31 protein-coding genes are annotated in these 26,331 nt (G+C 58.7%); 16 read left to right on the top strand and 15 right to left on the bottom strand.

The window, feature by feature from the left end:
* Nucleotides 1–167: 167 nt before the first annotated feature.
* Genes sctU through sctW form a run of 11 tightly spaced genes read right to left on the bottom strand, consistent with a single transcriptional unit; the run spans nucleotide 168 to nucleotide 10,635 of the window.
* Nucleotides 168–1,265 (bottom strand): type III secretion system export apparatus subunit SctU, encoded by a 1,098-nt coding sequence (sctU, locus tag BLU64_RS04305; RefSeq protein WP_026742568.1) that lies wholly within the window; start codon nucleotides 1,263–1,265, stop codon nucleotides 168–170.
* Nucleotides 1,266–1,286: 21 nt separating this feature from the next.
* Entirely contained in the window at nucleotides 1,287–2,090 is an 804-nt protein-coding gene (sctT, locus tag BLU64_RS04300) for a type III secretion system export apparatus subunit SctT (protein WP_026742567.1), read from the bottom strand.
* Nucleotides 2,091–2,097: 7 nt separating this feature from the next.
* Nucleotides 2,098–2,358 carry a type III secretion system export apparatus subunit SctS gene (gene sctS, locus BLU64_RS04295; RefSeq protein WP_026742566.1) on the bottom strand — a complete coding sequence of 87 codons (261 nt, stop codon included), beginning with the start codon at nucleotides 2,356–2,358 and terminating at the stop codon, nucleotides 2,098–2,100.
* A gap of 7 nt (nucleotides 2,359–2,365) precedes the next feature.
* The gene (sctR, locus tag BLU64_RS04290; RefSeq protein WP_026742565.1) at nucleotides 2,366–3,019 is read right to left on the bottom strand and encodes a type III secretion system export apparatus subunit SctR; all 654 of its coding nucleotides are present in this window, start codon (nucleotides 3,017–3,019) and stop codon (nucleotides 2,366–2,368) included.
* On the bottom strand, nucleotides 3,016–4,089 hold the full coding sequence (locus BLU64_RS04285) for a FliM/FliN family flagellar motor switch protein (protein WP_036152809.1): 1,074 nt from the start codon (nucleotides 4,087–4,089) through the stop codon (nucleotides 3,016–3,018). Before BLU64_RS04285 ends, sctR begins: the two co-directional genes overlap by 4 nt.
* Nucleotides 4,086–4,613, bottom strand: coding sequence for a type III secretion system HrpP C-terminal domain-containing protein (locus BLU64_RS04280; RefSeq protein WP_051625492.1), 528 nt, complete (start codon nucleotides 4,611–4,613; stop codon nucleotides 4,086–4,088). Before BLU64_RS04280 ends, BLU64_RS04285 begins: the two co-directional genes overlap by 4 nt.
* On the bottom strand, nucleotides 4,613–5,026 hold the full coding sequence (locus BLU64_RS04275) for a hypothetical protein (protein WP_051625491.1): 414 nt from the start codon (nucleotides 5,024–5,026) through the stop codon (nucleotides 4,613–4,615). Before BLU64_RS04275 ends, BLU64_RS04280 begins: the two co-directional genes overlap by 1 nt.
* 30 nt (nucleotides 5,027–5,056) lie before the next feature.
* Nucleotides 5,057–6,433 (bottom strand): type III secretion system ATPase SctN, encoded by a 1,377-nt coding sequence (gene sctN, locus BLU64_RS04270; RefSeq protein ID WP_074728056.1) that lies wholly within the window; start codon nucleotides 6,431–6,433, stop codon nucleotides 5,057–5,059.
* Nucleotides 6,434–6,438: 5 nt separating this feature from the next.
* Nucleotides 6,439–7,365: an FHA domain-containing protein gene (locus tag BLU64_RS04265; RefSeq protein ID WP_026742563.1), complete on the bottom strand. Its 927-nt coding sequence runs from the start codon at nucleotides 7,363–7,365 to the stop codon at nucleotides 6,439–6,441.
* 15 nt (nucleotides 7,366–7,380) lie between these two features.
* Nucleotides 7,381–9,483 carry a type III secretion system export apparatus subunit SctV gene (gene sctV, locus BLU64_RS04260; protein ID WP_074727975.1) on the bottom strand — a complete coding sequence of 701 codons (2,103 nt, stop codon included), beginning with the start codon at nucleotides 9,481–9,483 and terminating at the stop codon, nucleotides 7,381–7,383.
* 3 nt (nucleotides 9,484–9,486) lie between these two features.
* The gene (gene sctW, locus BLU64_RS04255) at nucleotides 9,487–10,635 is read right to left on the bottom strand and encodes a type III secretion system gatekeeper subunit SctW (RefSeq protein ID WP_074727973.1); all 1,149 of its coding nucleotides are present in this window, start codon (nucleotides 10,633–10,635) and stop codon (nucleotides 9,487–9,489) included.
* 304 nt (nucleotides 10,636–10,939) lie between these two features.
* Here sctW and BLU64_RS04250 point away from each other — a divergent pair, with 304 nt between their 5' ends.
* The 15 genes from BLU64_RS04250 to BLU64_RS04180 all read left to right on the top strand — a co-directional run bounded on the left by BLU64_RS04250 (nucleotide 10,940) and on the right by BLU64_RS04180 (nucleotide 22,531).
* Nucleotides 10,940–11,485 carry an RNA polymerase sigma factor gene (locus BLU64_RS04250; RefSeq protein ID WP_026742561.1) on the top strand — a complete coding sequence of 182 codons (546 nt, stop codon included), beginning with the start codon at nucleotides 10,940–10,942 and terminating at the stop codon, nucleotides 11,483–11,485.
* Between the two features lie 153 nt (nucleotides 11,486–11,638).
* On the top strand, nucleotides 11,639–13,102 hold the full coding sequence (locus BLU64_RS04245; protein ID WP_026742560.1) for a PAS domain-containing sensor histidine kinase: 1,464 nt from the start codon (nucleotides 11,639–11,641) through the stop codon (nucleotides 13,100–13,102).
* A gap of 56 nt (nucleotides 13,103–13,158) precedes the next feature.
* Nucleotides 13,159–13,797, top strand: a complete 639-nt coding sequence (locus BLU64_RS04240; protein ID WP_026742559.1) for a response regulator — start codon at nucleotides 13,159–13,161, stop codon at nucleotides 13,795–13,797.
* Between the two features lie 284 nt (nucleotides 13,798–14,081).
* Nucleotides 14,082–15,044: a sigma 54-interacting transcriptional regulator gene (locus BLU64_RS04235; RefSeq protein WP_026742558.1), complete on the top strand. Its 963-nt coding sequence runs from the start codon at nucleotides 14,082–14,084 to the stop codon at nucleotides 15,042–15,044.
* A 70-nt stretch (nucleotides 15,045–15,114) separates the two neighbouring features.
* On the top strand, nucleotides 15,115–15,390 hold the full coding sequence (locus BLU64_RS04230; RefSeq protein ID WP_483306177.1) for a type III secretion system major pilin HrpA: 276 nt from the start codon (nucleotides 15,115–15,117) through the stop codon (nucleotides 15,388–15,390).
* Nucleotides 15,391–15,518: 128 nt separating this feature from the next.
* On the top strand, nucleotides 15,519–15,842 hold the full coding sequence (locus BLU64_RS04225) for an EscI/YscI/HrpB family type III secretion system inner rod protein (protein ID WP_235195092.1): 324 nt from the start codon (nucleotides 15,519–15,521) through the stop codon (nucleotides 15,840–15,842).
* Nucleotides 15,843–15,852: 10 nt separating this feature from the next.
* Complete coding sequence (gene sctJ, locus BLU64_RS04220; RefSeq protein ID WP_026742556.1) at nucleotides 15,853–16,629, top strand: type III secretion system inner membrane ring lipoprotein SctJ; 777 nt, start codon at nucleotides 15,853–15,855, stop codon at nucleotides 16,627–16,629.
* A gap of 3 nt (nucleotides 16,630–16,632) precedes the next feature.
* On the top strand, nucleotides 16,633–17,265 hold the full coding sequence (locus BLU64_RS04215; RefSeq protein ID WP_139171478.1) for a protein kinase family protein: 633 nt from the start codon (nucleotides 16,633–16,635) through the stop codon (nucleotides 17,263–17,265).
* Nucleotides 17,266–17,290: 25 nt separating this feature from the next.
* Nucleotides 17,291–17,887: a type III secretion system stator protein SctL gene (gene sctL, locus BLU64_RS04210; protein ID WP_074727971.1), complete on the top strand. Its 597-nt coding sequence runs from the start codon at nucleotides 17,291–17,293 to the stop codon at nucleotides 17,885–17,887.
* Nucleotides 17,888–18,128: 241 nt separating this feature from the next.
* The gene (locus BLU64_RS04205; RefSeq protein ID WP_026742554.1) at nucleotides 18,129–18,356 is read left to right on the top strand and encodes a serine kinase; all 228 of its coding nucleotides are present in this window, start codon (nucleotides 18,129–18,131) and stop codon (nucleotides 18,354–18,356) included.
* Nucleotides 18,343–18,777: a type III secretion system chaperone gene (locus BLU64_RS04200; RefSeq protein ID WP_026742553.1), complete on the top strand. Its 435-nt coding sequence runs from the start codon at nucleotides 18,343–18,345 to the stop codon at nucleotides 18,775–18,777. The genes BLU64_RS04205 and BLU64_RS04200 overlap by 14 nt, the downstream gene beginning before the upstream one ends.
* Nucleotides 18,770–20,821, top strand: a complete 2,052-nt coding sequence (gene sctC, locus BLU64_RS04195) for a type III secretion system outer membrane ring subunit SctC (RefSeq protein ID WP_074727970.1) — start codon at nucleotides 18,770–18,772, stop codon at nucleotides 20,819–20,821. The genes BLU64_RS04200 and sctC overlap by 8 nt, the downstream gene beginning before the upstream one ends.
* Before the next feature lie 18 nt (nucleotides 20,822–20,839).
* Entirely contained in the window at nucleotides 20,840–21,025 is a 186-nt protein-coding gene (gene hrpT, locus BLU64_RS04190) for an HrpT family type III secretion system protein (RefSeq protein WP_026742551.1), read from the top strand.
* Nucleotides 21,022–21,393, top strand: a complete 372-nt coding sequence (locus BLU64_RS04185; RefSeq protein ID WP_051625488.1) for a hypothetical protein — start codon at nucleotides 21,022–21,024, stop codon at nucleotides 21,391–21,393. Before hrpT ends, BLU64_RS04185 begins: the two co-directional genes overlap by 4 nt.
* A 160-nt stretch (nucleotides 21,394–21,553) precedes the next feature.
* Nucleotides 21,554–22,531: a type III secretion protein HrpN gene (locus BLU64_RS04180; RefSeq protein WP_139171476.1), complete on the top strand. Its 978-nt coding sequence runs from the start codon at nucleotides 21,554–21,556 to the stop codon at nucleotides 22,529–22,531.
* A 260-nt stretch (nucleotides 22,532–22,791) separates the two neighbouring features.
* Here the strand turns inward: BLU64_RS04180 and BLU64_RS04175 are convergent, their stop codons facing one another.
* The gene (locus tag BLU64_RS04175) at nucleotides 22,792–22,971 is read right to left on the bottom strand and encodes a hypothetical protein (protein ID WP_026740146.1); all 180 of its coding nucleotides are present in this window, start codon (nucleotides 22,969–22,971) and stop codon (nucleotides 22,792–22,794) included.
* 419 nt (nucleotides 22,972–23,390) lie between these two features.
* Between BLU64_RS04175 and cysB the strand changes: the two genes are divergently transcribed.
* Nucleotides 23,391–24,365, top strand: a complete 975-nt coding sequence (gene cysB / locus BLU64_RS04170; RefSeq protein WP_074727968.1) for an HTH-type transcriptional regulator CysB — start codon at nucleotides 23,391–23,393, stop codon at nucleotides 24,363–24,365.
* A 55-nt stretch (nucleotides 24,366–24,420) separates the two neighbouring features.
* Here the strand turns inward: cysB and nth are convergent, their stop codons facing one another.
* Genes nth through BLU64_RS04160 form a run of 3 tightly spaced genes read right to left on the bottom strand, consistent with a single transcriptional unit; the run spans nucleotide 24,421 to nucleotide 26,191 of the window.
* Entirely contained in the window at nucleotides 24,421–25,056 is a 636-nt protein-coding gene (gene nth, locus BLU64_RS04165) for an endonuclease III (RefSeq protein WP_026742548.1), read from the bottom strand.
* Nucleotides 25,053–25,178 carry a hypothetical protein gene (locus BLU64_RS17770; protein WP_268748618.1) on the bottom strand — a complete coding sequence of 42 codons (126 nt, stop codon included), beginning with the start codon at nucleotides 25,176–25,178 and terminating at the stop codon, nucleotides 25,053–25,055. Before BLU64_RS17770 ends, nth begins: the two co-directional genes overlap by 4 nt.
* The gene (locus BLU64_RS04160; RefSeq protein ID WP_026742547.1) at nucleotides 25,178–26,191 is read right to left on the bottom strand and encodes an RnfABCDGE type electron transport complex subunit D; all 1,014 of its coding nucleotides are present in this window, start codon (nucleotides 26,189–26,191) and stop codon (nucleotides 25,178–25,180) included. The genes BLU64_RS17770 and BLU64_RS04160 overlap by 1 nt, the downstream gene beginning before the upstream one ends.
* Nucleotides 26,192–26,331: the final 140 nt, after the last annotated feature.

Here is a 26,331-nt window from a genome sequence, read left to right as displayed (position 1 = left end):
TAGGCGATTCTGCGCTGAGTTCAATGGATTACCATGCGTTGAGTAATACCAGATAGTGAACGGATGTGCAGGATTATATTGAAACTATTTCTCAATTTTTACCAAATTCAGCATCGTTTTCTTCCCGCGAGGTCGGCGACCGCATTCATTGTTTTGGCGAGCGAACGTCACACCACCGGCTCGTTATCCCTATCGGTCACCTCCGCCCCGCGCGTGGTGTCCTGCTCCAACTGTCGCAGCACCCGATAGACCTGAGCGACGGCCTGTAGCGTGTCTCTCGGAATGTAACGCCCTTCCGGCTGACGGTAGAGCGTGCGGGCGAGCCAGACGAAGCGAATCACAGGGATGTTGGCCTGATGCGCGCGCTCGATGAGCTGGCGCGCTTCCGCATCTTCGCCTTTGCACAGGATGCGCGGCAGCGGGGTTTGTCCCGGCCTGTAAAACAGCGCCACCGCGTAGTGGGTAGGGTTGACCAGCAGTAAGTCGGCATTTTCCACGTTGCCTGCCGGACGCGGCTTGGCTGGCGCGTTAAGGATATCGCGCGCCAGCGACTTACGCTGGCCTTTCATATGCGGATCGCCCTCGGAATCCTTGTGTTCGTTGCGAAGATCTTCATGACTCATGCGCTGCTGTTTCAGGAAGTAGTATTTCTGTAGTCCGAAGTCGAGTACGGCCAGGGCGAGCAGCGCCGCCAGCGTCGTGCGCTCCACGCGCTGGAGTACCACCGCGACGCCGTGCCAGAAGCCATCCAGGTCGCCGTAAGCCAGTTCGACCAACCACTCCAACTGCGGGATAACCACGTGATAAAAGATAATGCCGATGGTGACGGTCTTCAGGATGTTGGTCAGCATCTCCGTCAGCTTGCGCATAGAAAACATCTGCTTGACCTGATTGACGGGATTGAGCCGGTTAAAATCCACTTTAAGCGCCTCGGGGGCGAACAAGGGGCCGTATTGGATCCAGGCGCCGACAATTCGCATCAATATCGCAACCGCGACGGTCAGCAAACATAACGTTGCCAACAGGCTGAGCGCCTCGCCGACGATCTCGTTGACCGCGTGTCCGAAGGGATCGGTCAGACGTTTCAGCGGCAGCTGCATCAGCATTTCCAACTTTTCCATGCCGTGATTGACCAGCGCCAGGATCATTTCCAGCAGCGCGGCGCTAATCAACAGCTTGGGAATGTCCTGACTTTGGCCGACTTCGCCTTTGCGACGCGCATCACGTAGCTTCTTTGGAGTCGGCTTTTCGGTTTTTTCGCTCATGCGTCAGCCTCTGCTAGCCCCTCAGGGGAGCGCGGGGAAAAACTGCGGCAGTACGTGTTTCAGATCCGGCAGCGCCAGAATCCGCACCTCGGCAAGATATTGCAGCACCGGCAGGTACACGATGAAGAACGCCATCCCGGCGAGACATTTGGCGGGCACGGACAACACATAGACTTGTAACTGCGGGCTATACAGACTGAGTATGGCGATGCTGAACTCAAGCAGTAGCAGCAGCGCCACCAGCGGCCCGGCGAAGATGACCAGATGCGTAAAAGTGTCGGCCAGCAGGTCCAGATAGGCATGGAAGCCGGCTTCGCCGAGCGGCGGCAGCCACATCAGCGCGGGCCACAGGCGATAGCTGTCCCAGAGCAGCTGCGTCAGACCGGAGAGGCCCAGCGTCAGCAACAGCATCAGTCCCAACAGTTGCTTCATCATATGGCCGAGGGGCGTCGCGTCGCTGCCGAGCGCGGGGTTGAGTTGTCCTCCGATCAACGCGCCGCGCTGGTTATCGAATAATGCACCTACAGATTCAAACAGCCAGAACGGCATCGCCAGAATGCAGCCCAACAGCAGCCCGACCACCAGCTCCTTGAGCAACAGGCCCGGCAATAGCGGCCAGCTGAGCGTCGTGTCCTGCATTTGCTGCTGGATGGCGGCGGCCGGCACCAGCGCCAGTGCTAGCACGAGGGCATTTCGGAGCAAGCCTTTCACCAGCGTGAACGAAAACAGCGGCAACAGAAACAGGCAGGGATAGAGCCTGGCCATGCCGAGCGTCAGGGCAAAGATAAAGTCATAAAGACGTTCGAGAGTGGCGAGGGTCAGCATCGTGGCCTCATGCGCGGGTTTGTTCGATCATATTGAAAGCCAGCAGGGTCAGCTGGATCAGCTCGACGCCAATCCAACGACCGGTCATGGCCAGCACCAGACCGACCGCCACCAGCTTGATGGCGAAAGGGAGCGTCTGGTCCTGTAGCTGCATGACGGCTTGCAGCAGCGAAATCAGGACGCCCACGATCACGGCGACGACCAGCGGCGGCGCGGACAGCATCACAACCAGCACCATGGCCTGTCGAAACAGATTCAACATTTCCACATTCGCCTCACAGGTAGCTATAAAACAGGCCGTCGAGCAGCCGGGTCCAGCCGCTGACCAGCACGAACAGCAGCAGCTTGAGCGGCAGCGAGAGCGTCGTCGGCGCGACCATCTGCATTCCCAGCGCCAGCAGCACATTAGAGACGATCAGGTCGATGACGATGAACGGTATGTAAATCAAGAAACCAATTTTGAATCCCGCCTGCAATTCGGAGAGAACAAAAGCCGGGATCACCAGCAAGATATTGTCCGTAGTCGCTTTTTCGGACATGGCGGGGGGCCACATGCGGATGCTGTTTTCATGCAGATGGGTGAGAATATCAGGGTCGGTATTGCGAGACATAAACTTCTGCAACGGTTCGATGCCGTGCGTCGCGGTGGTTTCCAGCGTGCCGAGATCACTCATATCCAGCGGCGTATCCTGAAAGCGTTGTTTGATATCGCCGAAGACCGGCGCCATCACGAACAAAGTGGCGGCGAGCGCGATGCCGTACAGCGCCATATTCGGCGGCACTTGCTGTACCCCGATAGCGTTCCGGGTGATCAACAATACGGTGGCGATTTTCAAAAAACAGGTACAAACCACCATCATGAGCGGCATCAGCGACAAGGCCCCTAACATCAGGGCGAACATCACCGGATCGAACGCGCCCGCCGTCATGACATAGGCTCCCGATCCGGCTGCAATGCGCCGAGCCGTTGGGTGATTTGCAGGCCCAGCCGTCCCGCAACCTCCACCAGTTCGCCCCGGGCCAGCGGCACCTCGCCGTGATAAAGCATCGCTTCGCCCGGCAGCGTCTGCTGGACCGGAACCACGCTGCCGCACGACAACTGCTGCAACGCCTGTAGCGTAAGAGAAAGGTGCCCGCAGCGGACCGTCAATGTGAGAGGCAGCGCGGGCAATGGCGCGTCATCAGCCGTTGCGGTCGTCGCCATCTCGTCGGCAAACGGCATGTCATGTGGAGATGAAAATTCGAAAGCGTCATTCACCGGACACTCCTCCTGTTCAGCAATAATAAAGTGGGTAGGCGTCAGGCCGCTCCACTGAAGCTGGCCCCGAAACCGTCTCCCGCCGACCGAAATATGGCCATCGCCCTGCGGGGAAAAACTGCAAGTAGGTGGGTAAATCAGGTCGCCCGGTTCCAACGCGTAAACTTGTCTAGGTGACAATGTCACTTCCGCCAGCGTCAGGGGCATCGAGATCGGCAGTGTCTGCGGCAAAGGGAAAACAGAAGAAAACCAGCCGGGCTGACGCAGTAATGACAGCAGCTCGCTACCGGCCATACAAAGCAGACTACGGGCGCGCCGGGCCGCGACCTGTACGTCCAGCCACAGCGGGATTGCATCGGCGGCGATATCGCCGTTAACCGGCGTCAGCGGTCCCAGCAGCGTGTATAGCTGTGGGCTGAGGGCATGATTAAACAGCGCCCAAAACCACGCGGCCGCCGTCGGATCGTCTTCTTGCGTCGGCAGCAGCGCCGGGCAGTCGGACATCAGCGACAGCGCTGGCGTTGGGTCGCTGAGCGAGAAGCAACCCGCCGCGCTTTGCCAGACGCGTGCGGGAGGCTTAGATTCTCGCAGCGACGCCAGCGACAAACGCAGCTCGCCCTGACGCCCGTCGTCAAAGCTGAACGCGAAGCGGCAGCCCTCCGCCAACTGCTGGGATACCCGCGCCTGCGACGGCGTGAGCGCGCGTAGCCTAAGGGGGGATGGCGATAACGAGGTGTTCATGGCTCCTCCTGAACTTCAAATTCCAACCGGATTGGGCCGTCGAGCGCCGCAGATAGCGCCCGTCGGCAGCGTTCTCGCTGCCGACGGACCTCTTGGAAGGCTGAACGCTGGAATCGCAACATCACCTCCCAGCCGGTGGGGTGCAGCGTGCTCATCCGTACATCGACGTCGCCCAGCTGCGGCAGTTGCAGACTGAAAGAGAACGGACTGTGGCAGGCGAGATCGCGTCGGGCGGTCAGCTCAGCGTGCAGTGCTGAAATGAGTGACGTTGTCACTTCATCGGCGGTGGCGTCACGCGTCAAACCCGACGACCGGGTGCCGGTATCCTCAGACGCCGACCCGGGCGTACAGAAATTGTAGGGCGGTGCAGATAGCAGAAGTTCGAAGTCCAAGGGAGGCGCCGTCGCTTCATCGCCGGAATGGGCGGCACCTCCGCGCGAGCGCGGCAACGGTTTCTCCGCCGAGGGCGACGGAACCGTGCGCGACGGGGATGAGGGGGCGGCTGGCGGAAGATAAGCACTCATCATGGCTCCTGATTCAGGGTCAGTAAAAATTCCAGTTTTTCGACGGCCTTTTGGCGCTGGCGCAGCAGCGCGCGCTTGTCGGCGACCCGCCGTCGGTGCTGTTGGCAGCGCGCCTCTCCGTCTTCGTATTGCTGCTGCTGTTGTCGCAGGCGGCCGATCTGTCTCTGCGTCCGCTCACGCTGCTGTTGCAGACTGTCCAGCGACTGCGCTTGTTCCTGCTGGTGCTGACGTAACGCTTCTTGCTGTTGCCGGTAATGTTCCTGCTGCGCCTCTCGTTCCTGCCACAGCACGTCGAGCGCGGTTTCCTGCTGCGCCAGCGTCTCCGTTTCTTCTCGCAATTGCGATTCGGCGCGGCGCAGGCGCTGACGACGGATAGGCAGCAGCAGTTGGAGGGTGGCGTTCAGCGAGGACATGGCGCGCCCACGGTCCAGAGCGTCTGCGTATTAGACGTCGGCATAGCGGCTGACCTCGCTGAGTCGGGCGGTAATCTCCGCAAAGGTAAGGGGTTCGCGCATCGGCTGTTGCAGGAAGGCGTTGATTTCCCCATGAGCGGTGACCGCGGCGTCCGTCAGGGCATCGTGCCCCCGCTGATACTCGCCGAGTCGGATCAGCATCTCGACCTGCTGATAGGCGGCCATCAGTCGTCGCAGCGCCCCCGCGTCCCGGAGGTGCGCTGCGCTAGCCACGCTGCTCATGGTGCGGCTCAGGCTCATCAAGATATCGATCGCCGGATAGTGATTACGCTCCGCCAGCCGCCGCGAAAGCACGATGTGACCGTCGATGAGCGACCTCACTTCGTCCGCGACCGGATCGTGCATGGAGTCCTGTTCGATCAGCACCGAGTACAGCGCGGTGATCGCGCCCTGACGGGTTTGTCCGGCCCGCTCCACCAGCCGCGGCAGCAGGGTATACACCGACGGCGGCAGGCCGCCGCGCCCTTGAGGTTCGCCGAGGGCCAGACCGATTTCACGCTGCGCGCGGGCGAAACGGGTCAGCGAGTCGACGATCAGCAGCACCTGTTTGCCCTCGGCTCGAAAGGCTTCCGCGATGGCGGTGGCCGTGAAGGCGGCGCGAGCGCGCTCCATGCTGCTGCGGTCGGATGTTGAACACACCAGCACGGTGCGTCGGCGCAGCGTGTCGTCCAGTTCGTGGTCGAGAAATTCACGCAGTTCGCGGCCGCGCTCGCCGATCAGCCCGAAGACGATGGCGTCGCAAGGCGTGTTGCGGGCCAGTTCCGCTAACAGCGTGGTTTTACCGCAGCCCGCGCCGGCAAAAATCCCCACCCGTTGGCCGCGGCCCACGGTCAGCAGGCCGTCGATCGCGCGCAGTCCGGTCGGCAGCGGCTCGCTGATGCGCGGGCGTTCGGTGGGCGGCGGCGCGTCGCCGATGACGGGAATGGGGTGAGGGCATTCCGTACCGGGTTCGACGAAAGCTGACTGGCTCTCCGCCGTCAGCGGTCTGCCGAAACCGTCCAGCACGCTGCCTAACAGACTGTCGGAAACCTGAACGCAGTGCGGCTGATAGAGCGGCGTGACCACCGCGCCTTGCGCGATGCCGTCCAGCGCCCCCAACGCAGACAGAAAGACGTGCTGCGGACTGAAGCCGACGACTTCGGCCAGCACCTGCGTCTGATCGTGGCGTTCAATTCGGCACAGATCGCCAATCCGGGCCTGCGGCAGGCAGGACTCCAGCAGGATGCCGCTGATACCCGTAATCCGTCCCCGCAGCTGAACCGGCGCATAGTCGGCCAGACGCCGTCGCTGCGTGGTCAGCCAGCGTTCGAGCAGCGGATAGCGGCCCGGTTCGTCGGTCGATAGCATAGCCATTACCAGTTCACCTTAATCTGCTGTTTGCCGTTAAATTCGATCTGATTGTTATCGATGCCGACCAGCCGAAGTCCATCCACCTCGTCGCCCACGAACAGACGTTGACCGTTGGACGTCACCACGTTGGCCTGCGCGCCGCTGGTCACTTGTACGATGCGAAACGGCAGCGTATCGCCTTTTACCCGGGTGTGATTTTCAATCGGCTGCGTGACACGGTAACGCTGTTGAAACCGCACCAGCATGCGATTGATCATCGGCATTTGATCTGCGGCGAGCGCGCCGCTGAGGATGATGCGATCCGTCTGTTGGACGACCTGCACGTTGCTTAACTCGCGCTCGTTCAGCATGGCTTGCAGCGTGGCGGCGGATTGAGCCAGCGACGTCATCGGAATACGGGTATCGGACGGCGGTGCGGACGGCATGGCGACGCTATCCTGCATCAGCCAACTGCCGGTCAGCAGCACCAGCGTTCCGATGAGCAGCAGGTAACTGCATTTCGCCCACAGCGGCAGGCGGGCTTTCGTCTTAGCGCTGGGCGTTTCGGCGGGGACATCGTCGGGCGGTGTTGACGGCTCCTCCGCCACCGGCTCGGGTGTAGGGTCAGGCTCGTCCGTCTTCGCTTCTTCCTGCCACGGCGTCTCCGCGCTGACGATGCATAGCCAGATGGCGCCCGCAGCGAACGGCGTGCCCGGCGGCAGCGCGATCGACGCGTCCACCGGATGTCCCTCGCTGTCGTTCACCACGCCCTCCAGCGCGGAGAGTACCCATGCCTCTCCCTGTTTTTCCAACAGGCAGTGACAGTCGCGAATACCGGGGTCGTACAGCACCATATCCGCATCGTCGGCGGCGCCGATACAGCACGATTGTCCGTTCAATGGCAGGGCGGCTCCCCGATGCAGCCCGGTCAGTACGCGCAGTTCAAACATGATTCTGCCTTCTTCTTAGTTGTGAGCGGTAATGTCATGCAGGTCGATGCGGCCTACCACGTTGATGGATAGGTACGACTCCAGCTCGGTGAATGACAGCACCGGCAAAGCGTGAAATTGGTCCTGCACCAGCGCCCGAAGGGGACTGCGCAAATCCTGCGCGACCAGCAGCAGGGACGACAGCGGCGCGGTAGGCGGAAAGCTGTCTCGTAGTTGCGTCAGCAGCGCGGCCGCATCGTGTTGCGCCAACGCGAAGAAGGTGTCGTTTTGCGTTTGGCGCAGGGCGTCGCGCAGCAGCTCTTCCGTTTCCGGCGTCAATAGCCAGACGGACAGGCTGTCGTCCCGGCTGTATTGGTGACAGATCTGCGCTTTCAATTGCAGACGGACGTAATCCGTCAGCGCGTTAACGTCGCGCTCATGCTGGCCGACCTCGATCAGCGCTTCCGCTATCGGGCGCACGGCGCGCAACGGAATGCGTTCGCCCGCCAGCTTTTGCAGCACGCTGGCGAAGCGGGAGAGCGGCATAATGCGCTGCAGCTCCTGCGCCAGCTCCGGCTGTTCGCTTTCGAGCCAGGCGAGAATGGACTTGGTCTCCTGCAGGCCGATGAACTGGGCCGCGCTCCGATGAATGGCGTTTTCCATCCGCAACAGAATCAGCGCTTCTTCCGTCTGACGCGCCAACGCCGAGTGTTGCAATAGCGCATGATCGGGGGGTAGCCATAGCCAGTGCGCTTCGTCGCGGGCGGGATGGCCTGCGCTCAGGGCTTCCTCCTCCGTGGCTTCCGGCGGCACATCTTGGCGGGCGACCGCCAGGCGCGCGGTACCGAAGGTGGCGCGCAGCAGGGGGATCTCATAGACGCAGAATTGAAATTCGTCCGGCGCCATTTCAGGGGTGAATTCGATGTCGAACGAAGGCAGCGTAAAGCCGAACTGGTAGACCAGCCGGTTGCGCAAACGCCGGATATTTTGCACCAGCAGTGCGGCGTAGGGCGCGTTGCGGCAGTCGGTGTGGAAGCGCAGCAGGTAGGCGCGCGTGGGGTTGAACCGACGAAGATCCTGATAACCGTTTTGCTCGGCGGGCATGTTGTCCGCCGCCAGCGCGTTGAACTCAGCCAGACCGAGCTGCTTGGCCCGCCACAGCTGAAAAAGCCCGCTGGACAGAGAGAGCAGGCTGATAAGCAGGAAAACCATCGTCGGCATGCCCGGCAGCAGCGCGAAGCCGAACATGCCGATGGCGGAGATAATCCACGCCTTCGGCTGGCTGGTCAGCTGCTCGGCGATCTCGCGGCCGATGTTGTTATCCACCTTTTGTCCGTCGGCGGAGACGCGCGTGATGATCATCCCGGCGGTCAGGGAGATCAGCAGTGCCGGGATCTGCGCGATCAGGCCGTCACCGATGGTCAATACCGAGTAGACGTGCATGGCGTCGCCGGCCGCCATCTGGTGTTGCATGACCCCGATGGCGAAGCCGCCGATCATATTGATGAACACGATCACCAGGCTGGCGATCGCGTCGCCTTTGACGAACTTCATCGCGCCGTCCATCGCGCCGAACAGCTGGCTCTCTTTCGTGAGATTTTCGCGTCGCTGGCGGGCCTGCTGGGCGTCGATCAGCCCCGCGCGCAGATCGCTGTCGATGGACATCTGCTTGCCCGGCATGGCATCCAGCGTAAAACGCGCCGCCACTTCAGCCACACGTTCGGACCCTTTGGTGATCACCAGAAAGTTCACCACCGTCAGGATCAGGAAGATCACCAGACCGACCGCCAGATTGCCGCCCACGACGAAGTTGCCGAAGGCCTCCACCACGTGGCCCGCGTCCTGTTGCAACAGAATCTGCCGGGTTGTCGAGATAGACAGAGCCAACCGAAACATGGTGGTCAACAGCAGCACGGCGGGAAAGGTCGAAAAGGCCAGCGGCTTGGGCAGATACATCGCCAGCACGATCAGGAGCGAAGAGATGCAGATGTTGAAGGCGATCAACACGTCAATCAGCCCCGTCGGCAGCGGGATGATCATCATGAAGACAATGGCCATCACAATCACCGCGCCCACGATTTCTGAACGCTGCATGGCGCTGATGGCGATGCGGTTGAGCCAGGAGATCAGTAGGGTCATCTGCTACTCCTTGCCCGGCGTGGCGGCCCTTCCGTCCGTCTCGTGGCGGGATAGGTCGCCGATCAGACCGCGGATAAGGTGCATCGCGGTGTGGCGATGTTTGCTATCTCGCCACAGCGTCTGCGGCAGACCGCCCACGAGCCGCAGCAGGGCGTTGAAAAACAGTAATTGCCGCTCGGCATGTTGCCCGGCGACTTCACGCCCCAGATTGTGCAAGTCGCGAACGTAGGCGCCATTGGCGCTCAGGCCGATCAGCCGTCGCGTCAGTTCTACCGCGCCGAGCGTTGCCGCCGGGAAGCGGTGGGCGTCGTGCTCCAGCAGCTGTTGGCTGGACGACAGCGTGTGGCTCAGCTGACGAGCATCGTTGAGGTGCTTCAGCATCTGGCTCAGCGCGGTTTTTGAAATGGATGACGCCAGCGAGGCGATATCGGCGGCGAGCGCCCGTTGCAGAGTACGCAGGCCAGCCGCGAAGTGCTGGGCGTCAAAGCGTTCCAACAGGGCGTCCAGCAGCGAGCTCGGTGATTGCTGATGGACGATACGTGCGTAATAAAGCTCGCGCAGGATCTGTTTCTGCTGCGGGTCGGTGCTGAACAGGGAGAGGGCGGCGGCGGTGTTCAGCCCGGCTCGCACCTCGGGGCCTTTCTCCTGTTGAAGCCGTTCCAGACTTGACTGGGCCGCGTGTTGCAGCGACGCGTCACCCTGTTGTTGGGCCTGCGCCAGTACATGGCGCAGAACGATATCGGCGCGCGCCGCATCGCCGCCCGCCGCCTGTACCAGCGCATCGACTGAGGCCGAGGAGGTTTGCAGCATCAGCTGCCGCATACTCCGGACCTGCTGGTCCAGCGTCGGCTGACGGGGATTTTCCAACAGGTGAAACAGCTCGGTCAGTTTTTCTATACGCTCGATATTCGCTTCCATCCGGTTTTGCGTCTGGCTGATCTGCCTGCGGTTCAGCGACTTGCTTTTGCGCTCCATCTGTTCGCCGAATGCGGCCGACACCTCTTCCATCCCATCATGGATGGCTTTGTCGTGAGACGCCTTCGGCGACGAAGGCTGAGCGGGGGCGGCGGTCGGTGTCTCCGCGTCCACGGCGGCGCTAAAGGGCGTCGCCGGATTGGCTATCGCCGGAGAGAGCGGGGGAATGGCAACCATAGTCAGTCCTGCCTGAATCCATCTTTTGATTAAAGGTATGCGGTTATGTGGCGTTAAGAGAAATCTGGTTCCCGCGTTGGTCCCTATCGTTTTTATTGTCACCAAATGCGCGGACCAGGGATGACAGTGTGATTGCAATCGTTTGCATTTTAGTCAGTGCGCCCCGGCAAAATGTGGCGCGATTGGGCTGTGATTAATTATATAAAGTTCAGTAAAAACAACGTATTGCTAATGTTTTTTTCGCTGGCATACGCCTTGCTATCTCCTGTGCGCCACTCACGGCGCAACCATGGAGAACCAGCAAATGGAAACACTCGTTTTGTCACCGGAAAAGGTCTGCACGATTGAATCTCATCCTGAGGCTGTAGACTGGGAACAGGTCTTTCGGCAGCATGGCAAACGCCTGCAGCATTTCCTTCGTAAACGCGTGGCTAACAAAGAGGATGTGGAAGACTTGCAGCAGATGACCTACCTGGAGGTGCTCAGAAATCGCGAAAAATTCGCCGGCGCATCGCGCCCGGAAACGTGGGTGTTCGGCATTGCGCTGAACCTTGTCCGCAACCACTACAAACAGGCGAAAGCGCACCTACACGAAGCCGCCGAGGATGAACTGGAAAAGCTCTCCTGCGACAGCGATCCCAGCCGCATTATCGAGTGGGGCCATGCCCTGCATCGTGTGCTGATGGCGAGTACGCATTTACCGGAGGAGACCCGACACATGCTCGTGATGCTGGTCGACACCGATGCCAGCTATCAGGATATTGCCGCACGGTTAGACATCCCGATCGGTACGGTGCGGTCCCGCCTTTCCCGTGCGAGGGGCTTTCTGCGTCAGGCCGTAGAGGCCTGAGCTTTTCTGTGACCTCGCGGTAAAAGAGAACCACTCGTCATTCAATTTGAATACCCGGTTACAGACCCTGTCATCCGGAGATGACTGTAACCCCGTACTGCCCGTGGCGCCGAGCTGGAGTCCGGGCAGATCTGCGACAGCATGGAGATGGCTATGTTATACCCCCCGACGCCCCCTGAATCCCCTCATTCGGAGGAGGTTCCACCGATGGAACTGCTCGCGTTCGCGTTCAGCCGGATAAAAGACGCGATCTACATCATCAATGAGCATAACCAGTTTTGTTACGCCAACGCCGAAGCCTGTCGGGCGCTGCACTACAGCCAGCAGGAGTTTCAGGACATGTCCCTCTGGGATATCGATCCTTGCCGGAGCGCGGAGTTGATTCAGCACAGCTGGCGCGACTGGAAGCGCGGGCTGACATTTGAAACCCAGCATATCAGCCGATTCGGCGCGATGATTCCGGTCGAGGTCAGCGTCAACCATTTCATCCATAAAGGACGGAAATACAGTATGTGCGTCGTGCGTGATATCCGGGAGCGCAAACACATCGAGAATATCGCTTACGCGCGAGAACAGGAGTTCCGGGCTTTGGTGGAAAATACGCCCGATCTGGTCGTTCGTTTTGGTCCGCAGATGACCTGCCAGTATGCGAATCCGGCCACGCTGACTCATCTGGGGTTCACCGCCGATCAGCTGCTCGGCCATCGGTTGACCGACCTGATGCCCGATGCCTGCTGCGCTCAGCATATTCAGCAACTGGTGCAGTTGGTTGTGGACACGCACAGCAGTGTGGAGGGGGAGCTGGAGGAGGATACGCAGGAGTTGGGTGATAAACCGCGCGCCGTGCACCATATTCGCTGCGTCCCCGAGTTCGGCCAGAACGGCCAGCTGTCCTCTATTCTCACCGTCGGACGCGATATTTCCGCGATCCGATATGCGGAGAAACGGCTTGAGGAATCCCACAGTCAGCTGCGGCTACTTACGCGCCAGCGAGAAATTTCCCGGGAGGAAGAACGGAAGCACATCGCCCGGGAAATTCATGACGAACTGGGGCAGCACCTGACGTCTATGCGTATCGGTTTGTCGCTGCTGCGTATGCAGTTCGCCAAGGAACATCCCTCGTTGTTGACGCCGTTACAGAATCTGATGGCGCTATCCGATAAGACTATTCAGGTTGTGCGGAATGTGGCGACACGATTACGTCCGAACGTGCTGGATATGGGGCTGACGCCGGCGCTGGAGTGGCTACGGGATGATTTTGTTCGCCAATACGGCGTCCAGTGCCAGCTGCGCGCGCCGGAACCCGAGGTCTTGATGAATGACGAATGCGCGACCGCCGCGTTTCGCGTGGTGCAGGAGTCGCTGACTAATATCGCTCGCCATGCCGCCGCCAGCGAGGTGCTGATTGCGCTCGAAAACCGGGAGGGGCTAATTGTGCTAAGCGTGCAGGATAACGGCAAAGGCTTCGACGCCCGGGAGCAAAAACCCAACACGTTCGGCCTGATGGGCATGAAAGAGCGCGGAAGAATGTTGGGCGGCGAGGTAACGATCACCAGCCAGCCCGGCAGCGGTACGTTGATCCGCATGATGTTCCCGCAGCGTGCCGTCGCACGCTGACACGGTCCGACAGGCTAGCAGGGAAAACACGGTCAACATCTTAGGAGATTTACTGAATGAAACTCATCCGATTAATGATTGCCGACGATCACGTCATCATGCGGGAGGGACTAAAACAGATATTTGCGCTGGACGAAACGCTGCAAGTGGTGGCGGAAGCGGGAAATGGGGCGCAGGTGCTGACCACGTTACGAGAGGTTGAAATCGATCTGCTGTTACTGGACATGAGTATGCCGGGTATCTGCGGAGAGGAGCTGATTATCCGGGTGTTGGCGCAGTATCCGCGCCTACCCATTCTGGTTCTGAGCATGTATAGCGAACCGCAGATTGCGCGACGCGTGCTCAAGAGCGGCGCGTTGGGCTATATCACTAAAGACAAAGATCCGGAAGCGCTGCTGATCGCTATCCGCCGGGTGGCGCAGGGGGCGCGCTATATCGACCAGACTATCGCCGAGCAAATTGTCTTTGCGGATTATCTGACGGACGATTGCCCTAGCCATAGTGTGCTGACGGCGCGGGAACACCAGGTGATGATCATGCTGGCGCAGGGAATGGGCGTCAATGCGATTGCGGAGGCGCTGGCAATCAGCAACAAAACGGTCAGCACCCACAAGTCGCGTTTGATGGAAAAAATGCAGTTCACTTCCAACGTCGATATCGTCAAATACGCATTAAGCCAACGATTGATCCCGTAATGCGGCATGGATGTTCCAGGCTAGAAAATAACCACGCAAAGTCTCCGGGTAAGGATTTCCCTACTTTTTCACCGTTTATTCCTACAGCAACTTCAGCAGTTGACTGATGGTTTCAAATAGCGATGACGGTAATGCTTTAGCGGCTTCGTCAGGCAACTGTTAGATGTTGCTTTTTTTTGTGCGTGAATCGTTAAGAAATCGTAAGCATAATAATGAAGTCGTAGGCTAAACCATTGACAATGGTCGCCTGGATAAGGATAGCCCTCAAGGGTACAGGAGTTGTCATGAGCATCAGAAACCGTCATGTATCGAGTCGACATCTTCCCTATATTGATTGCGGAACCTTTTTTGAGAGCCAGGAAGAAGATATTCATGCCGAGTTAGGCGCCCTAATCAACGATATCGCTCCGCTGAACGTTGATATCATTCTTGAAGGAGAGACGGGGACAGGAAAAGATACGCTGGCACGACGAATTCATCGCCTCTCCGGCTGTTCAGGACCGCTGGTGGCGGTCAACTGTGCCGCGGTCCCGGAAAATTTGGCGGAAAGTGAACTGTTCGGGGTGGTGTCCGGCGCCTATACCGGCGCCAACCGCTCGCGCGCCGGCTACCTGGAGACCGCGGATAAAGGCATCTTGTTTCTCGACGAGATCGATAGCATGCCGCTGACGTTACAGGCCAAGATGCTGCGCGTGCTCGAGAATCGCGGCATCGAGCGGTTGGGCAGTACGCAGTTCAAGCCCGTGGACATGCGAGTGATCGTCGCGACGCAGACGCCGCTTATCAAGCTGGTGGAAGAGGGGCGTTTTCGCCGCGATCTCTATTTTCGTCTGGATACGGTCAAAATCCAGCTGCCCACGCTACGCTCCCGCAGTGACATCATCTTACCCATGTTCCAGCGCTTTGCGCGTGCCGCCGCCGAAAGGCTGCACCGCCCGGCGCCTGCCCTTTGCGCTGAGGTGAACGAGCGGCTGCTGACCCATAGCTGGCCGGGCAATCTTCGCGAGCTTAAAGCCGCCGCCGAACGTTGGGTGCTAGGGCTTTCCCCGCTGGCATCGCGCTCCGAGGCCGGGACGGCGCCGACGCAGCTAAAGCACCGGCTGCGGCGCATCGAAAAATTTCTGATTCAGGATGCTTTGCGGCGCAACGGCCACTGTATTGACGACGTGGTGACAGAATTGGGGATCCCCAAACGAACCCTTTATCACCGCCTGAAGCTGTTGAAGGTCTCCTCACGTGGATTTTGACGGGCTGAGGGCTGGCTGCGAAAAAGTTGAGTTCATCCGGAACCGTTGACCGCTATCTCCTACTTAATAGATGAACACGATGACAGGGTCGTCATCCGGTTCACCACACTCTCAACGACCCTTATTCACTGGAGATAACAACATGTTTGGACTTTCAAGTGCCGCATCCCTGGCCTCAATGCAGACTCTGGATAAAACCATGGCGGAAACCACCGCCATGACCACGGCGGCTCAGAGCCAGAAAATGAAAACGGATGCGATGAACTCCATCGCCGATATGCAGATGGACTCTGCATCCAAAGCGATGAACGCCAGCACCAAAACTGCGAAGTCGATCCAGTTCTGATCGCCGTTATCGCTAATCGAATGGCCGGGGGATTCCCCCGGTTTTTTATAGGTGAAATTTCATCGGTAAGAGGCAGAAACAGGATGAAAATTTCTCAGATTTCAGGTGCGAGCCACGCCTTGTCGGGCATGGACGGACAAGACGCGACGACGGCGCCCGCGGCGGAAGACGTATCGTGGTTTAGCACGGCGATCTCGCCCGGCGCGACGGCGAATGAGCCGGAAAAGGGCAATGCCGTCTGGATTGATGCGCTGGCTGGCCGTTCCAGCCATCTCGACGGGCTTAGGCAGAAAGCCGAACGACAGGTCGGAAAAAGCATTAATAGTAATAATCCCAAGGATGTGATGGACGCTACACGGACACTGTCTTCGTTTTATCTCGAGAGTTTGCTCAACGCGAAAGTCGTGGCAAAAAGCGTTCAAAGTATTGAAAAGATTACTAATTTACAGTGAGGTTGAAGTCATGCGTCACTGCGCGCTTAAACGCGGGTTGCTCCTGCTGCTCATCTGGATTCTGGCGGGATGCGGCGACCGAGTGGAGCTGTATCGCAATCTGTCGGAAAACGATGCCAACGAGGTGATTGCTGAACTTGGCAGTTATCACATCGATGCTGAGAAAAGCATCGATAAAACCGGCATTACGTTGCTGATCGACGCCTACGATATCGAGCGAGCGGTGAATATTCTGAATGCCGCCGGGCTGCCGAGGCAGAACCGAACCAATCTGGGCGAGGTCTTTCAGAAAACCGGGGTTATCTCAACACCGCTGGAAGAGCGGGCGCGCTACATCTATGCGTTGTCGCAAGAAGTGGAGTCCACGCTTAGCCAGATCGACGGCATTGTGGTCGCCCGCGTGCACGTGGTCCTGCCGGAGCGTATTGCCCCCGGCGAGCCGATTCAACCCGCCTCGGCGGCTGTTTTCATCAAACATCGCGCTGATCTGGATCCGGACAGCATCAGGCCGCGCATTCGGCGCATGGTCGCCAGCAGTATTCCGGGACTGAGCGGAAAAAGCGACAAAGATCTGTCCATCGTTTTTTCTCTGGCTAAGCCCTATCAGGACAGCGTGGAAACTGTCTCGCTGGGACCGCTGAAGCTGACGCCGCAAGGGGTCAATCACCTCCAGTGGGCCGGTTTTTTTCTGGCATTGGTGATAGCCGGGGGCGTGGGCGGACTGATGGCGAAGCCCTGGTGGCGGCAACAGCAAGCGCGTAAAAAGCCGACGACGCAGGAGTCCTGACCGATGACGCTCCTTGAGGGAATGAGCCGGGAGTCGCAGTTGAGATGGGTCCGCTGGTGGGCCTACGGCTGCATTCTGGAGGCGGACGGCAGCTGGCAGGTTGATGCCGGGCTGGCGGGAGGGCGAACGGCGATGGAGAGTCTGTCCCTGCATCAGCATTCGTGTATGCGCGCGCGTTGGAGCCTGCCGGAAAGCCTGCCGGATCCCCCCTCGGAGACGTTGTGGGCACTGATTGCCCTGACGCCGGACCAGCGCGTCTGGGCGCTTGAGCTGATCGCGTCCGTCTGCCGTGCGCCGGAGCGTCCCCTGCCGCCGGCGCCGGCGCAATGGTGCCGGCGGCTGGCGAAAGCGCTGCGCCCTGGACTCTGGCTGCCCGAAAACCTGAGTTTTACCGCACGGCGGCAGAGCGATGCGCTTTGCCTGCTGAGGCATTGTTTATCCGCAGCCGCTTGGCCGCGTGTTCGACTGCTGTTTCCCCGCTCATGGAGCGTCGGTGTTGAGGAGACGCCCGCAGCGGCGTTGCCCGTAAGTCGAGTGAACGCGCTGTGCGACGCTGCGATATGGAAAGCGCGCCTTAGCGCTGCGCCGGACGGTGACGACGTCGGCGTGTTTGTTCGTCATAGAAGAGAGGCTTGAGTGAAATGGAAAAAAGGGAATCTGTATGCTGACACGAAAACAATTGAAGCTAGTTACGGGTAGGGATACCGAGGAAGACACGGTCATCAAAGCGGACCGACTACAGCAGCATCAATGTGGGAATCAGGTGATTGAGACCGCCGAACGGCAAGCGAAGGCGTTGTTGGCGGCTGCTGAGAACCGGGCGGAGACCGAGGTAGGGCGGACGATTCGGCAGGCCGAGGCGCGTTTTATGCAACAGGCGGACGACATCCTGCGCGGATGGCAACAGGAAAGGGCGCAGATGGAGGCCTTTATGGCCGAACAGGCGGGTCAGGTGCTGAATGATGCGATGCGCCAACTGGTGCAAGACGTACCGGACGAGCAGCGTACCTCCGCGTTACTGCGCCAGCTATTGCGCCATCAGAGCGGCGAAGGGCGCGGTGTGCTCTATTGTCATCCCGAGCAGCAGGCGCAGGTCGCGAACTGGCTGGAAAACCACACGCATTTGGGATGGCAATTAGCCACCGACGACGTATTGAATAAAGATGAACTGCAGCTTATGACGCCTCAGGGCGTCATGAACCTGAGCTGGCGCCGGGCGGTGGAACAGCTGATCCCTGCGCCTGCTTCTACGCCTTAGCCTGCACGGCCGTCGCGTGGCGTCGAACTTCCCGACGCCTCATCGGCTAAGCGCCCATCGGCCCCCGCATGCTGATGGGATGCCGATCCTTTGAGCATGATTTGGAAGGATCGGCGTGGCGGGTGTTCTGCCCCAATCCTTTGATGTAGTGCCTCCTCGTTCGAACTTTTTCCCTCCTCTGGAACCACCGCGAATGGTTGACCACCTAATGGCAGGTTCAACAACTACAGGAGTACGCATCATGTCTTCGTCGGTGGGAATACAGCGTCGGCTGGATACCGCGTTTGTCGATGCCCAGTCGCAGCTGGATGCGATGGCGCTGAATGTGGCGGAAGAGGGCGCAAACATGGCGGACAGTCATGCTTTTTTTGAAGCCAGCATGGACTACGCCAACGCCAACTGGGCGACCGGACAGCTACTGAGCGTCAAACACGGTCTGGCCAAGGCCATCATCAATGACTTCAACTGAGCTGATCCACCTCATTGAACACTGGCTGAACAGCGTGGACGGCCCGCTCTCGCTTGATATCGACGGCGGGCCGGTTTTGCTGACCCGCTATCCGCGCGGCATCGGCTGTTCGGCGCGGTTGACGACTGGGAAGGAGGTAGACGATGCCTTACTGCCGCGGGCGCTGGTGTTTTCAACCGCCTCGCTGCAGCGCTTTGGCTGGCAGGCGGCCGCGCTGGCCTACGCCGAAGCGGACAAACAGCTCTGGCTACTGATGCGCCACGAGCCGGATGAGCCTCAGGCGCTTTGCCGCGCGCTGGAAAACTTGGTGAATCAGCGGGATGCCTGGCAGGGACTGTTGTTCCCGGAACGCCGCAAAACCGACCTCCCGGTCACTAACCTACACACGCTGGCCTGGTCGCAAGGAGATTGGCATGCGTAACCTGATCTGTTCATTTCTATTCGCTCTTTATCGTCTGTTGTGCTGGTCGCTGGTGGCGATCGGGATGGTGCCGTTAGCGCATGCCGCCACGCCGTCGTCGTGGAATAAGGGCGCTTATGCCTATTCGGCGGAAAAGGCGCCGCTATCGCAGGTATTACAGGGTTTTGCCGACAGTCACGGTGTTGAACTGAGGCTTGGTGAACTTTCTGATAGCGAGGTCAACGGTAAAATTCGGGCCGACAGTCCGGTGGCCTTTCTCGACCGGCTGGCGCTGGAACACCATTTTCAATGGTTTGTGTACAGCAACACGCTGTATGTCAGTCCACAGGACGAACAAACGTCGGTGAGTCTGGAGATCTCGCCGGAAGCCGTGCCCGATCTGAAGCAGGCACTGACCGGTATCGGTCTGCTCGACCCGCACTTTGGCTGGGGGGAGTTGCCGGAGGAGGGCGTGGTGCTGGTCACCGGGCCTCAGGAGTACGTCAATCTGGTTAGCGGCTTCGCTCGTAAACGCGAAAGTCGGCAAGAGCGCCACAAGGTGATGAATTTTCCGTTGCGCTTCGCTGCGGTATCCGACCGCACAATTCACTATCGCGACCAGACGCTGGTGATCCCAGGCGTCGCCACTATTTTGAACGAGTTAATGGATGGCAATCGGACTCCGCCCGTCGGGGCAACGGCCGCCGATAGCGGGGCTAATGCAACGGCTGGGGGCGAACCAGCCACCGGCTACTCCAACAAAGCGCTGGAGAGCGAATCGCGCAACGTGCTAACGCGCTGGGCAACGCGCACGCCTCTCCGCAGCCGTGCCGGCAAAGCGGCGCTTGATGGCAAGGTGTCTGCCGACGTGCGCAATAACGCGTTGTTGATTCGGGATGACGAGAAACGACGTCCGGAATATCAGCAACTCATCGACAGCATCGATATTCCGCAAAATCTGGTCAATATCGATGCGGTTATCCTCGACGTCGACCGCACGGCGCTTTCAAGGCTGGAAGCGAACTGGCAGGGCAAGTTGGGATCGGTGACCGGCGGCGCCAGTCTGATGTCCGGCTCCAGCACGCTGTTCGTCAGCGATTTCAAGCGTTTCTTCGCCGATATTCAGGCGCTGGAAGGCGAAGGCACCGCCTCGATTGTGGGGAATCCCTCGGTGCTGACGCTGGAAAATCAGCCTGCGGTGGTGGACTTCAGCCGGACCGCCTTTATTACCGCGACCGGCGAACGGGTGGCCGACATACAGCCGGTCACGGCGGGCACCAGCCTACAGGTGACGCCGAGGGTGATCGGTAAAGGCGACCAGAGCAGCATCCAGCTGGTAATCGACATCGAGGACGGACAGCTGGAGACGAACGCGGAGGGCAATGCCGCTGGTGTGAAGCGCGGGACGGTCAGCACACAGGCGCTGATTGGCGAAAACCGCGCGCTGGTGCTGGGCGGTTTTCACGTCGAGGAGAGCGGCGATCGGGACCGAAGGGTGCCGTTACTAGGCGATATCCCGTGGGTTGGCAAATTGTTCACCTCCCGGCGGCATGAGGTTTCCCGACGCGAGCGACTGTTTATCCTCACGCCGCATCTCATTGGCGACCAGAACGATCCCACCCGTTATGTTTCTCAGGATAATCGCCAGCAGCTACAGGCCGTAATGGGGCGCGTCACGCAGCGCAACAGCAAAACCGATCTCTACGGCATGGTGGAGAATGCGCTGCGCGATCTGGCCAGCGGTCAGACGCCCGCCGGATTTCACGCCGATAGCGCGGGCAGTCGCCTGAATGAGGTCTGCCGAAGCGCGCGCGGTTTGGCTTACGAAAGCGGCCGTCACCAGTGGTACAGCAATGATGCCGTCACGCTGGCGGTTGGCGTGGTGAAAAACCGCGGGTTGCAGCCACTGCGTTTCGATGAGGCTACCTGCCAGGGGCGTCGCACGCTGGCGGTCGCGGCCTGGCCAAGAACGACATTGACGCCGGGACAGTCGACCGAAGTGTACCTTGCGCTGCTGCCGGCCCGTCTGGCTGCGCCGACGCGTCCTTCCCTGATCCAACCCTGATGCTTCAAGGAGAAAAGCATGTATCCCAAGTTGTTCTCGTGCTGTTTGGCGCTGTTGCTGAGCGCCTGTGCGGCTAAAACGCCGACGGCCCAGTGTGCGGACGTTTCCTGTCGTCCCCAGCCGGAAAACCATCAACTAGTGATCTGGTGGCAGCCGGACCTGCGCACTGGCGTGGCTGATTTTACTCAGGTTGCGCTGCCATGACGGAGAGTAGGTTAATCGATGTTGAGAACGGCGCGGCGTTTATCGCCGCCATGAACCGGCAGCAGCCGACTCGTTGGCTGGCGCAGTCCGGCATTGAACTGCGGTTCCAATTCGGGGAACTCGATGGCTGGGCGCTGGAGCTGTCGATTGAGCCGGGCAGGCAATATCCCGGACTGTTGCGACAGATTTTGAGTCGTCGCTACGACCGTGACGCCGAGACCGAAGGCGCCCATATCTTCCTGCGGGAAACCAACGTGCTGACGATTGGATGGCTGCTTCGGCAACCGGCCGTGGAATATCCGCAGGTGGTGCGTGAGCTGTTTCAACTGGCGGGCGTGGAGTGTGAAGCGCTGGAAAGAACGGATTGATGGCGAGGAAACCATCACAAAGAGGAACTGTTTGACGCTTTGGGTCACTTATTTAGCAGTATCGCGCAGGCGTTTGCCGCAGGTACCGGCGTTATGACGCAGCGTTGCGCACGTCATAGCAGGACATTGCCACGACTCATCAAATGGATAAGGAAATAGCATGATTCAAATATCAATCAAGACCACGCCTGGCGCGGATTTCGGATCTCAAACCTCGGGGGTTGATAGTTACCGATCTCTGTCCGGCGGGACGGAAACACAGGGCGGCAGCGCCGATCAACTGAGCAGCACCCTCGATAAGCTGGCCGACCTGCTGACGGCTCTGATGTTTGCCAGCAAAGGTCAGTCCGATAATACGCAGAGTGGTTTGCAGACCGGCGGCACCGGGACGAAAAGCGGACTGTCTCCCATCGACACCCAAAATACGGAAGCCGTCGATAAACTGTTTGCCAAGGCGCTGGAGAATCTGCTCGGCAGCGATACGGTCAATTCGCTGAGTCAGAGCGGCAATAGCGGTGCGCTGCTGAGCGACAGTCAGGCGACCCCGGCCAACAAAGCGGCCTATAGCCAGGGGGTGAAAGATGCGCTGACGCTACTGCTGGGGAATAACGCAGGCGGCAGCGCTGGTACGTCGTCTTCACTATCGCTGGGCGGCAACGGTCTTCAGGGACTGAGCACGACCTCTGACTTCACCCAGTTGGGGAACGCGGTCGGTTCCGGGGTCGGCAAAAATGCCGGTTTGCAGGCGCTGAATAATATCGACACTCATCGGGACGGCGTGGATCGCAATTTCGTCAACAAAGAGGATCGCGGCACGGCCAAGATCATCGGTCAGCTCATGGACCAGTATCCTGAAATTTTTGGCAAACCGGAGTACCAGAAGGATAACGCCTCGTCGCCGGTCCAGGACGACAAAAGCTGGGCGCAGGCGCTGAGCAAGCCGGATGACGACGGAATGACCAGTGAAAGTATGGATAAGTTTAAACAGGCCGTCGGTATGGTGAAAAGCGTGCTGGGAGGCGATAACGGCAACACCAATCTGAATCTGCGCGGCGCGGGCGGTTCCCTGCTGGGTATCGATGCGGCGGTCGCCGGAGAGAAGATCACCCACCTGTCGCTGTCAGAGCTGACGGCCTAACCGCAGGTTGGCGGAGGGTAACGTTGGAAGCCTTGTTCTCCGAGAGACGTCGTGGTGCGTTTGCCGAGCAGCGGTAAAAGCGCAGCGGTGCAGTCTGAGGGCGACGGGAAGGCGGGGACATTTTCTGGCCTGCCGTTCAGTTCTTCACCCCGGGTCAGCCGGGGTGTTCTTCATGCGGCGCGAGCGATGTGCGATTGTCATCGATGCACATCGCGCTCGGACGCGGAGTTGTCAGGGAACGGGGGCTATATGACGGGGATCTAAATTTCAAACCCCGGCGCGACTTCCTTGATGGGTTTTTTGCACTCTTCCAACTGAGACGCCTGTGGATTTTTGGCAGAACAGTCGGGTTTGAAGGGATTAAGGGTGTCGCGATAAAGATAGATGAGCAACAGCAGTAAAATAAGGGCGATTCGGCGGAATCGTTTGTTTTTTTTCATGGCGTGGTCGTTAATTCGTTTTACGTGATGTTAACATTTTACAAAAGCTGAAAGGCATTGTCTCCTCGCTTTCTCCTCTTCATCTCTTCGCGGCCGAAGGCGAAACTCGGCCCGGACTTCTATTTCGAACAATTCAAAAACTGTGCAAGGTCAAAAAAACAGCGTTTTTTTTGGGGTTGACGAAAAGTCGCGTCATCTACCTGAAGCCGGGAAACTTGGCATAGGGTAACATGGCGTTGATAAGTCGACTTTTTCCGAACAAAGTAAAAAATAAGTTATATAAAAAATGTGCTTATGATTAAATTGCATTTATATGGCAGAGATTTATGCCGTTGTAGTTGATGTAGTAGTCTGTCATTGCAAGAAACGTCCAAACATAAGATGTCGTGCGCACTATTCAATTTGGAATGGGATAAATTATGAAATTGCAACAGCTTCGTTATATTGTTGAAGTTGTTAATCACAACCTGAACGTATCCTCTACAGCGGAAGGCCTTTACACCTCCCAGCCGGGCATCAGTAAACAAGTCCGGATGCTGGAAGATGAGTTGGGGATTCAGATTTTTGCACGCAGCGGGAAGCATTTAACACAGGTGACGCCTGCCGGGCAGGAGATTATCCGTATTGCTCGGGAGGTGCTGTCCAAGGTCGAAGCCATTAAAGCGGTCGCTGGTGAGCATACCTATCCCGATAAGGGGTCGCTGTATATCGCCACCACACATACTCAGGCGCGCTACGCATTACCAGATGTGATCAAAGGTTTTATCGACCGCTACCCGCGCGTGTCTTTACATATGCATCAAGGCTCGCCCACGCAAATCGCGGAAGCGGTGGCAAAAGGATCGGCCGACTTCGCCATTGCCACCGAAGCGCTGCATCTGTATGAAGATCTGATCATGTTGCCTTGCTATCACTGGAATCGCGCCGTGGTAGTCAAGCCCGATCATCCGTTGGCGTCCAAAACCAACATCACTATTGAAGAGCTGGCGGCTTACCCGATTGTAACGTACACCTTTGGGTTTACGGGACGTTCAGAACTGGACACGGCATTTAACCGCGCCGGTCTGACGCCGCGGATCGTCTTCACCGCAACGGATGCCGACGTCATTAAAACCTACGTACGTCTGGGACTCGGCGTGGGGGTTATCGCGAATATGGCGGTCGACCCGCAGACGGAACCCGATCTGGTCAAACTGAATGCCGACGATATCTTCAGTTACAGCACGACGAAAATCGGTTTTCGGCGCAGCACTTTCCTGCGTAGCTACATGTACGACTTTATCCAGCGTTTTGCCCCTCATTTGACGCGTGATGTGGTGGATACCGCCATCGCGCTGCGCTCGAATGAAGAGATCGAAGCGATGTTCAAAGAGGTGGTATTGCCCGTCAAATAACCGCGCAGTGTCTCTCACGGCCAAAGGATTCACTCCTGGCCGTGATAACCCTTCCTCAGACGTCGACCTTCTCTTTGTATTCGCAGAGATCTTCTATCAAGCAGGAACCGCAGCGCGGTTTGCGGGCGACGCAGGTGTAGCGCCCATGCAGGATAAGCCAGTGATGGCAATCTACCTTAAATGCCGCCGGCACGACCTTCAGCAGTTTTTCCTCAACCAGCTCCACCGTCTTACCGGGCGCAAAACCGGTACGGTTGCACACGCGGAAAATGTGAGTGTCGACGGCGATGGTCGGCCAGCCGAACGCGGTATTCAGCACCACATTCGCCGTCTTTCTGCCGACGCCGGGGAGGGCTTCCAATGCTGCCCGATTTTCAGGCACCTGCCCCTGGTGATGTTCAATCAGCATTCGACAGGTTTTGATCACGTTTTCCGCTTTGCTATTAAACAACCCAATCGTCTTGATATAACTTTTCACGCCATCCACACCCAGCGCCAGCATGGCTTCGGGCGTATTGGCGACCGGGTAAAGCTTGGCGGTCGCTTTATTCACGCTGACATCCGTGGCCTGCGCCGAGAGCAGAACGGCAATCAACAGTTCGAAGGGCGAGGTGTAATGTAGCTCGGTCCTCGGTTCAGGGTTGTTTTCCCTTAATCGCGTCAGTATGGCGAGTCGTTTTTCTTTATTCATAGTGATGCAGTAAAGCCTTCTTCAAAGACCGCAATGGCGTGTGTGCTGGGATCGCTGCATTCACGACGACATTCCAGAACGGCGAGATTGTCGCTCAGCGCCAGCATTATAGCGTTCAACATTACTGAGACGATATTCGGGGTTGCGTGAGACGATCAATCAAGGGAACAGCAAGATTTCCCAACAACACCGCGAAAGCCACCCCTTCAGGATAACCGCTGTAGGTACGGATAACCCAAACCAACGCACCGGTCAGTGCGCCGAACAGGAGACGCCCTTTATCCGTCGTCGCCGAGGTGACGGGATCGGTGACGATGAAAAAAGCAGCCAGTAATGTAAAGCCAGAAAACAGATGCAGCGACAATGGGGCGCAGATTTCCGGTTGAAGCTGTCGACCTGCGAGCGCGCAGAACGACAGCGCCAGTAAAAAGCTCACGGGGATCTGCCAGCGAATGACGCCCCGGGCCAGCAGTAACAGGCCGCCGACCAGGAAAGCCAGATTGATCCACACCCAACGCAATGAAGCGGAAAACCCGTTGAACAGGATGTGGTCGAATAGCTTGGCAAGCGGTTCTCCCGCAGGGAGTGTGGCGACACCCGTATTGAACGCAAGAGACGGGACTGTGAAGAGGTCGAACGATGCAAACGCGCGTTGACCGGAGAACAGGGTCTGTAGCGTGCTGATCACATCTTGGGGGGCGCCCGCTGAGAAACCATGGAGTATCGAGGTGGGGAATGCCAGCACCAGCAGGACATAGCCCGTCATCGCGGGGTTAAGACGATTGTGTCCCAACCCCCCGGAGAGCTGTTTCACGCTGACGGCCACCGACGTGGCAAGAATGGCCCACCACCAAGGCGCCAGCGGCGGCAGAATAATACCGAGCAGCACCGCAGTCAAAAGCCCTGAGTTGTCCTTAGGCGTAGCCGCGACGGGCTGTTTTCTAAGTGACAATGTCACTCCCTCGACGACAAACGCCGTCACTATGGCCAGCATTATCTGAATGATCGTGCCGTAGCCGAAAAAATAACTCTGTACGGCGATACCCGGCACGCAGGTCAAAATCACCCATCGCATCATGCCGGAGGTCGTCTGCCGTTGATGCAATAACGGCGCGCTCGCAATTCTGAAAGCCATTTATTCCTCTTGAGACTTAGGTTGCGTTTGAGATCTCTGTGATGCCTGCGCGGCCTTGCGGGCTTTAACCCGAGCGATAGCGGCGGCTACGGCGGCTTTGCGGGGATCGTTTTCCGTTCCGGCATTCAGCGGCGCTTGGG

Source organism: Lonsdalea quercina (genome assembly GCF_900107885.1).
GTDB lineage: Bacteria > Pseudomonadota > Gammaproteobacteria > Enterobacterales > Enterobacteriaceae > Lonsdalea > Lonsdalea quercina.
Note: the sequence above shows the minus strand (reverse complement) of the source record. Positions and strands in the feature narration are given on the sequence as shown.

Coding starts and splice junctions, on each gene's coding strand:
- BLU64_RS04175 (WP_026740146.1), bottom strand. CDS start 22,971: ATGAAAAAAAACAAACGATTCCGCCGAATCGCCCTTATTTTACTGCTG.
- BLU64_RS04200 (WP_026742553.1), top strand. CDS start 18,343: ATGACTTCAACTGAGCTGATCCACCTCATTGAACACTGGCTGAACAGC.
- nth (WP_026742548.1), bottom strand. CDS start 25,056: ATGAATAAAGAAAAACGACTCGCCATACTGACGCGATTAAGGGAAAAC.
- BLU64_RS17770 (WP_268748618.1), bottom strand. CDS start 25,178: ATGTTGAACGCTATAATGCTGGCGCTGAGCGACAATCTCGCCGTTCTG.
- BLU64_RS04280 (WP_051625492.1), bottom strand. CDS start 4,613: ATGAGTGCTTATCTTCCGCCAGCCGCCCCCTCATCCCCGTCGCGCACG.
- hrpT (WP_026742551.1), top strand. CDS start 20,840: ATGTATCCCAAGTTGTTCTCGTGCTGTTTGGCGCTGTTGCTGAGCGCC.
- BLU64_RS04250 (WP_026742561.1), top strand. CDS start 10,940: ATGGAAACACTCGTTTTGTCACCGGAAAAGGTCTGCACGATTGAATCT.
- sctN (WP_074728056.1), bottom strand. CDS start 6,433: ATGCTATCGACCGACGAACCGGGCCGCTATCCGCTGCTCGAACGCTGG.
- BLU64_RS04215 (WP_139171478.1), top strand. CDS start 16,633: ATGACGCTCCTTGAGGGAATGAGCCGGGAGTCGCAGTTGAGATGGGTC.
- BLU64_RS04285 (WP_036152809.1), bottom strand. CDS start 4,089: ATGAACACCTCGTTATCGCCATCCCCCCTTAGGCTACGCGCGCTCACG.
- sctC (WP_074727970.1), top strand. CDS start 18,770: ATGCGTAACCTGATCTGTTCATTTCTATTCGCTCTTTATCGTCTGTTG.
- BLU64_RS04265 (WP_026742563.1), bottom strand. CDS start 7,365: ATGTTTGAACTGCGCGTACTGACCGGGCTGCATCGGGGAGCCGCCCTG.
- BLU64_RS04275 (WP_051625491.1), bottom strand. CDS start 5,026: ATGTCCTCGCTGAACGCCACCCTCCAACTGCTGCTGCCTATCCGTCGT.
- BLU64_RS04230 (WP_483306177.1), top strand. CDS start 15,115: ATGAACACGATGACAGGGTCGTCATCCGGTTCACCACACTCTCAACGA.
- sctU (WP_026742568.1), bottom strand. CDS start 1,265: ATGAGCGAAAAAACCGAAAAGCCGACTCCAAAGAAGCTACGTGATGCG.
- cysB (WP_074727968.1), top strand. CDS start 23,391: ATGAAATTGCAACAGCTTCGTTATATTGTTGAAGTTGTTAATCACAAC.
- BLU64_RS04205 (WP_026742554.1), top strand. CDS start 18,129: ATGTCTTCGTCGGTGGGAATACAGCGTCGGCTGGATACCGCGTTTGTC.
- sctW (WP_074727973.1), bottom strand. CDS start 10,635: ATGGTTGCCATTCCCCCGCTCTCTCCGGCGATAGCCAATCCGGCGACG.
- sctV (WP_074727975.1), bottom strand. CDS start 9,483: ATGACCCTACTGATCTCCTGGCTCAACCGCATCGCCATCAGCGCCATG.
- BLU64_RS04240 (WP_026742559.1), top strand. CDS start 13,159: ATGAAACTCATCCGATTAATGATTGCCGACGATCACGTCATCATGCGG.
- sctL (WP_074727971.1), top strand. CDS start 17,291: ATGCTGACACGAAAACAATTGAAGCTAGTTACGGGTAGGGATACCGAG.
- sctR (WP_026742565.1), bottom strand. CDS start 3,019: ATGACGGCGGGCGCGTTCGATCCGGTGATGTTCGCCCTGATGTTAGGG.
- BLU64_RS04235 (WP_026742558.1), top strand. CDS start 14,082: ATGAGCATCAGAAACCGTCATGTATCGAGTCGACATCTTCCCTATATT.
- sctT (WP_026742567.1), bottom strand. CDS start 2,090: ATGCTGACCCTCGCCACTCTCGAACGTCTTTATGACTTTATCTTTGCC.
- BLU64_RS04225 (WP_235195092.1), top strand. CDS start 15,519: ATGGACGGACAAGACGCGACGACGGCGCCCGCGGCGGAAGACGTATCG.
- BLU64_RS04160 (WP_026742547.1), bottom strand. CDS start 26,191: ATGGCTTTCAGAATTGCGAGCGCGCCGTTATTGCATCAACGGCAGACG.
- sctJ (WP_026742556.1), top strand. CDS start 15,853: ATGCGTCACTGCGCGCTTAAACGCGGGTTGCTCCTGCTGCTCATCTGG.
- BLU64_RS04245 (WP_026742560.1), top strand. CDS start 11,639: ATGTTATACCCCCCGACGCCCCCTGAATCCCCTCATTCGGAGGAGGTT.
- BLU64_RS04180 (WP_139171476.1), top strand. CDS start 21,554: ATGATTCAAATATCAATCAAGACCACGCCTGGCGCGGATTTCGGATCT.
- BLU64_RS04185 (WP_051625488.1), top strand. CDS start 21,022: ATGACGGAGAGTAGGTTAATCGATGTTGAGAACGGCGCGGCGTTTATC.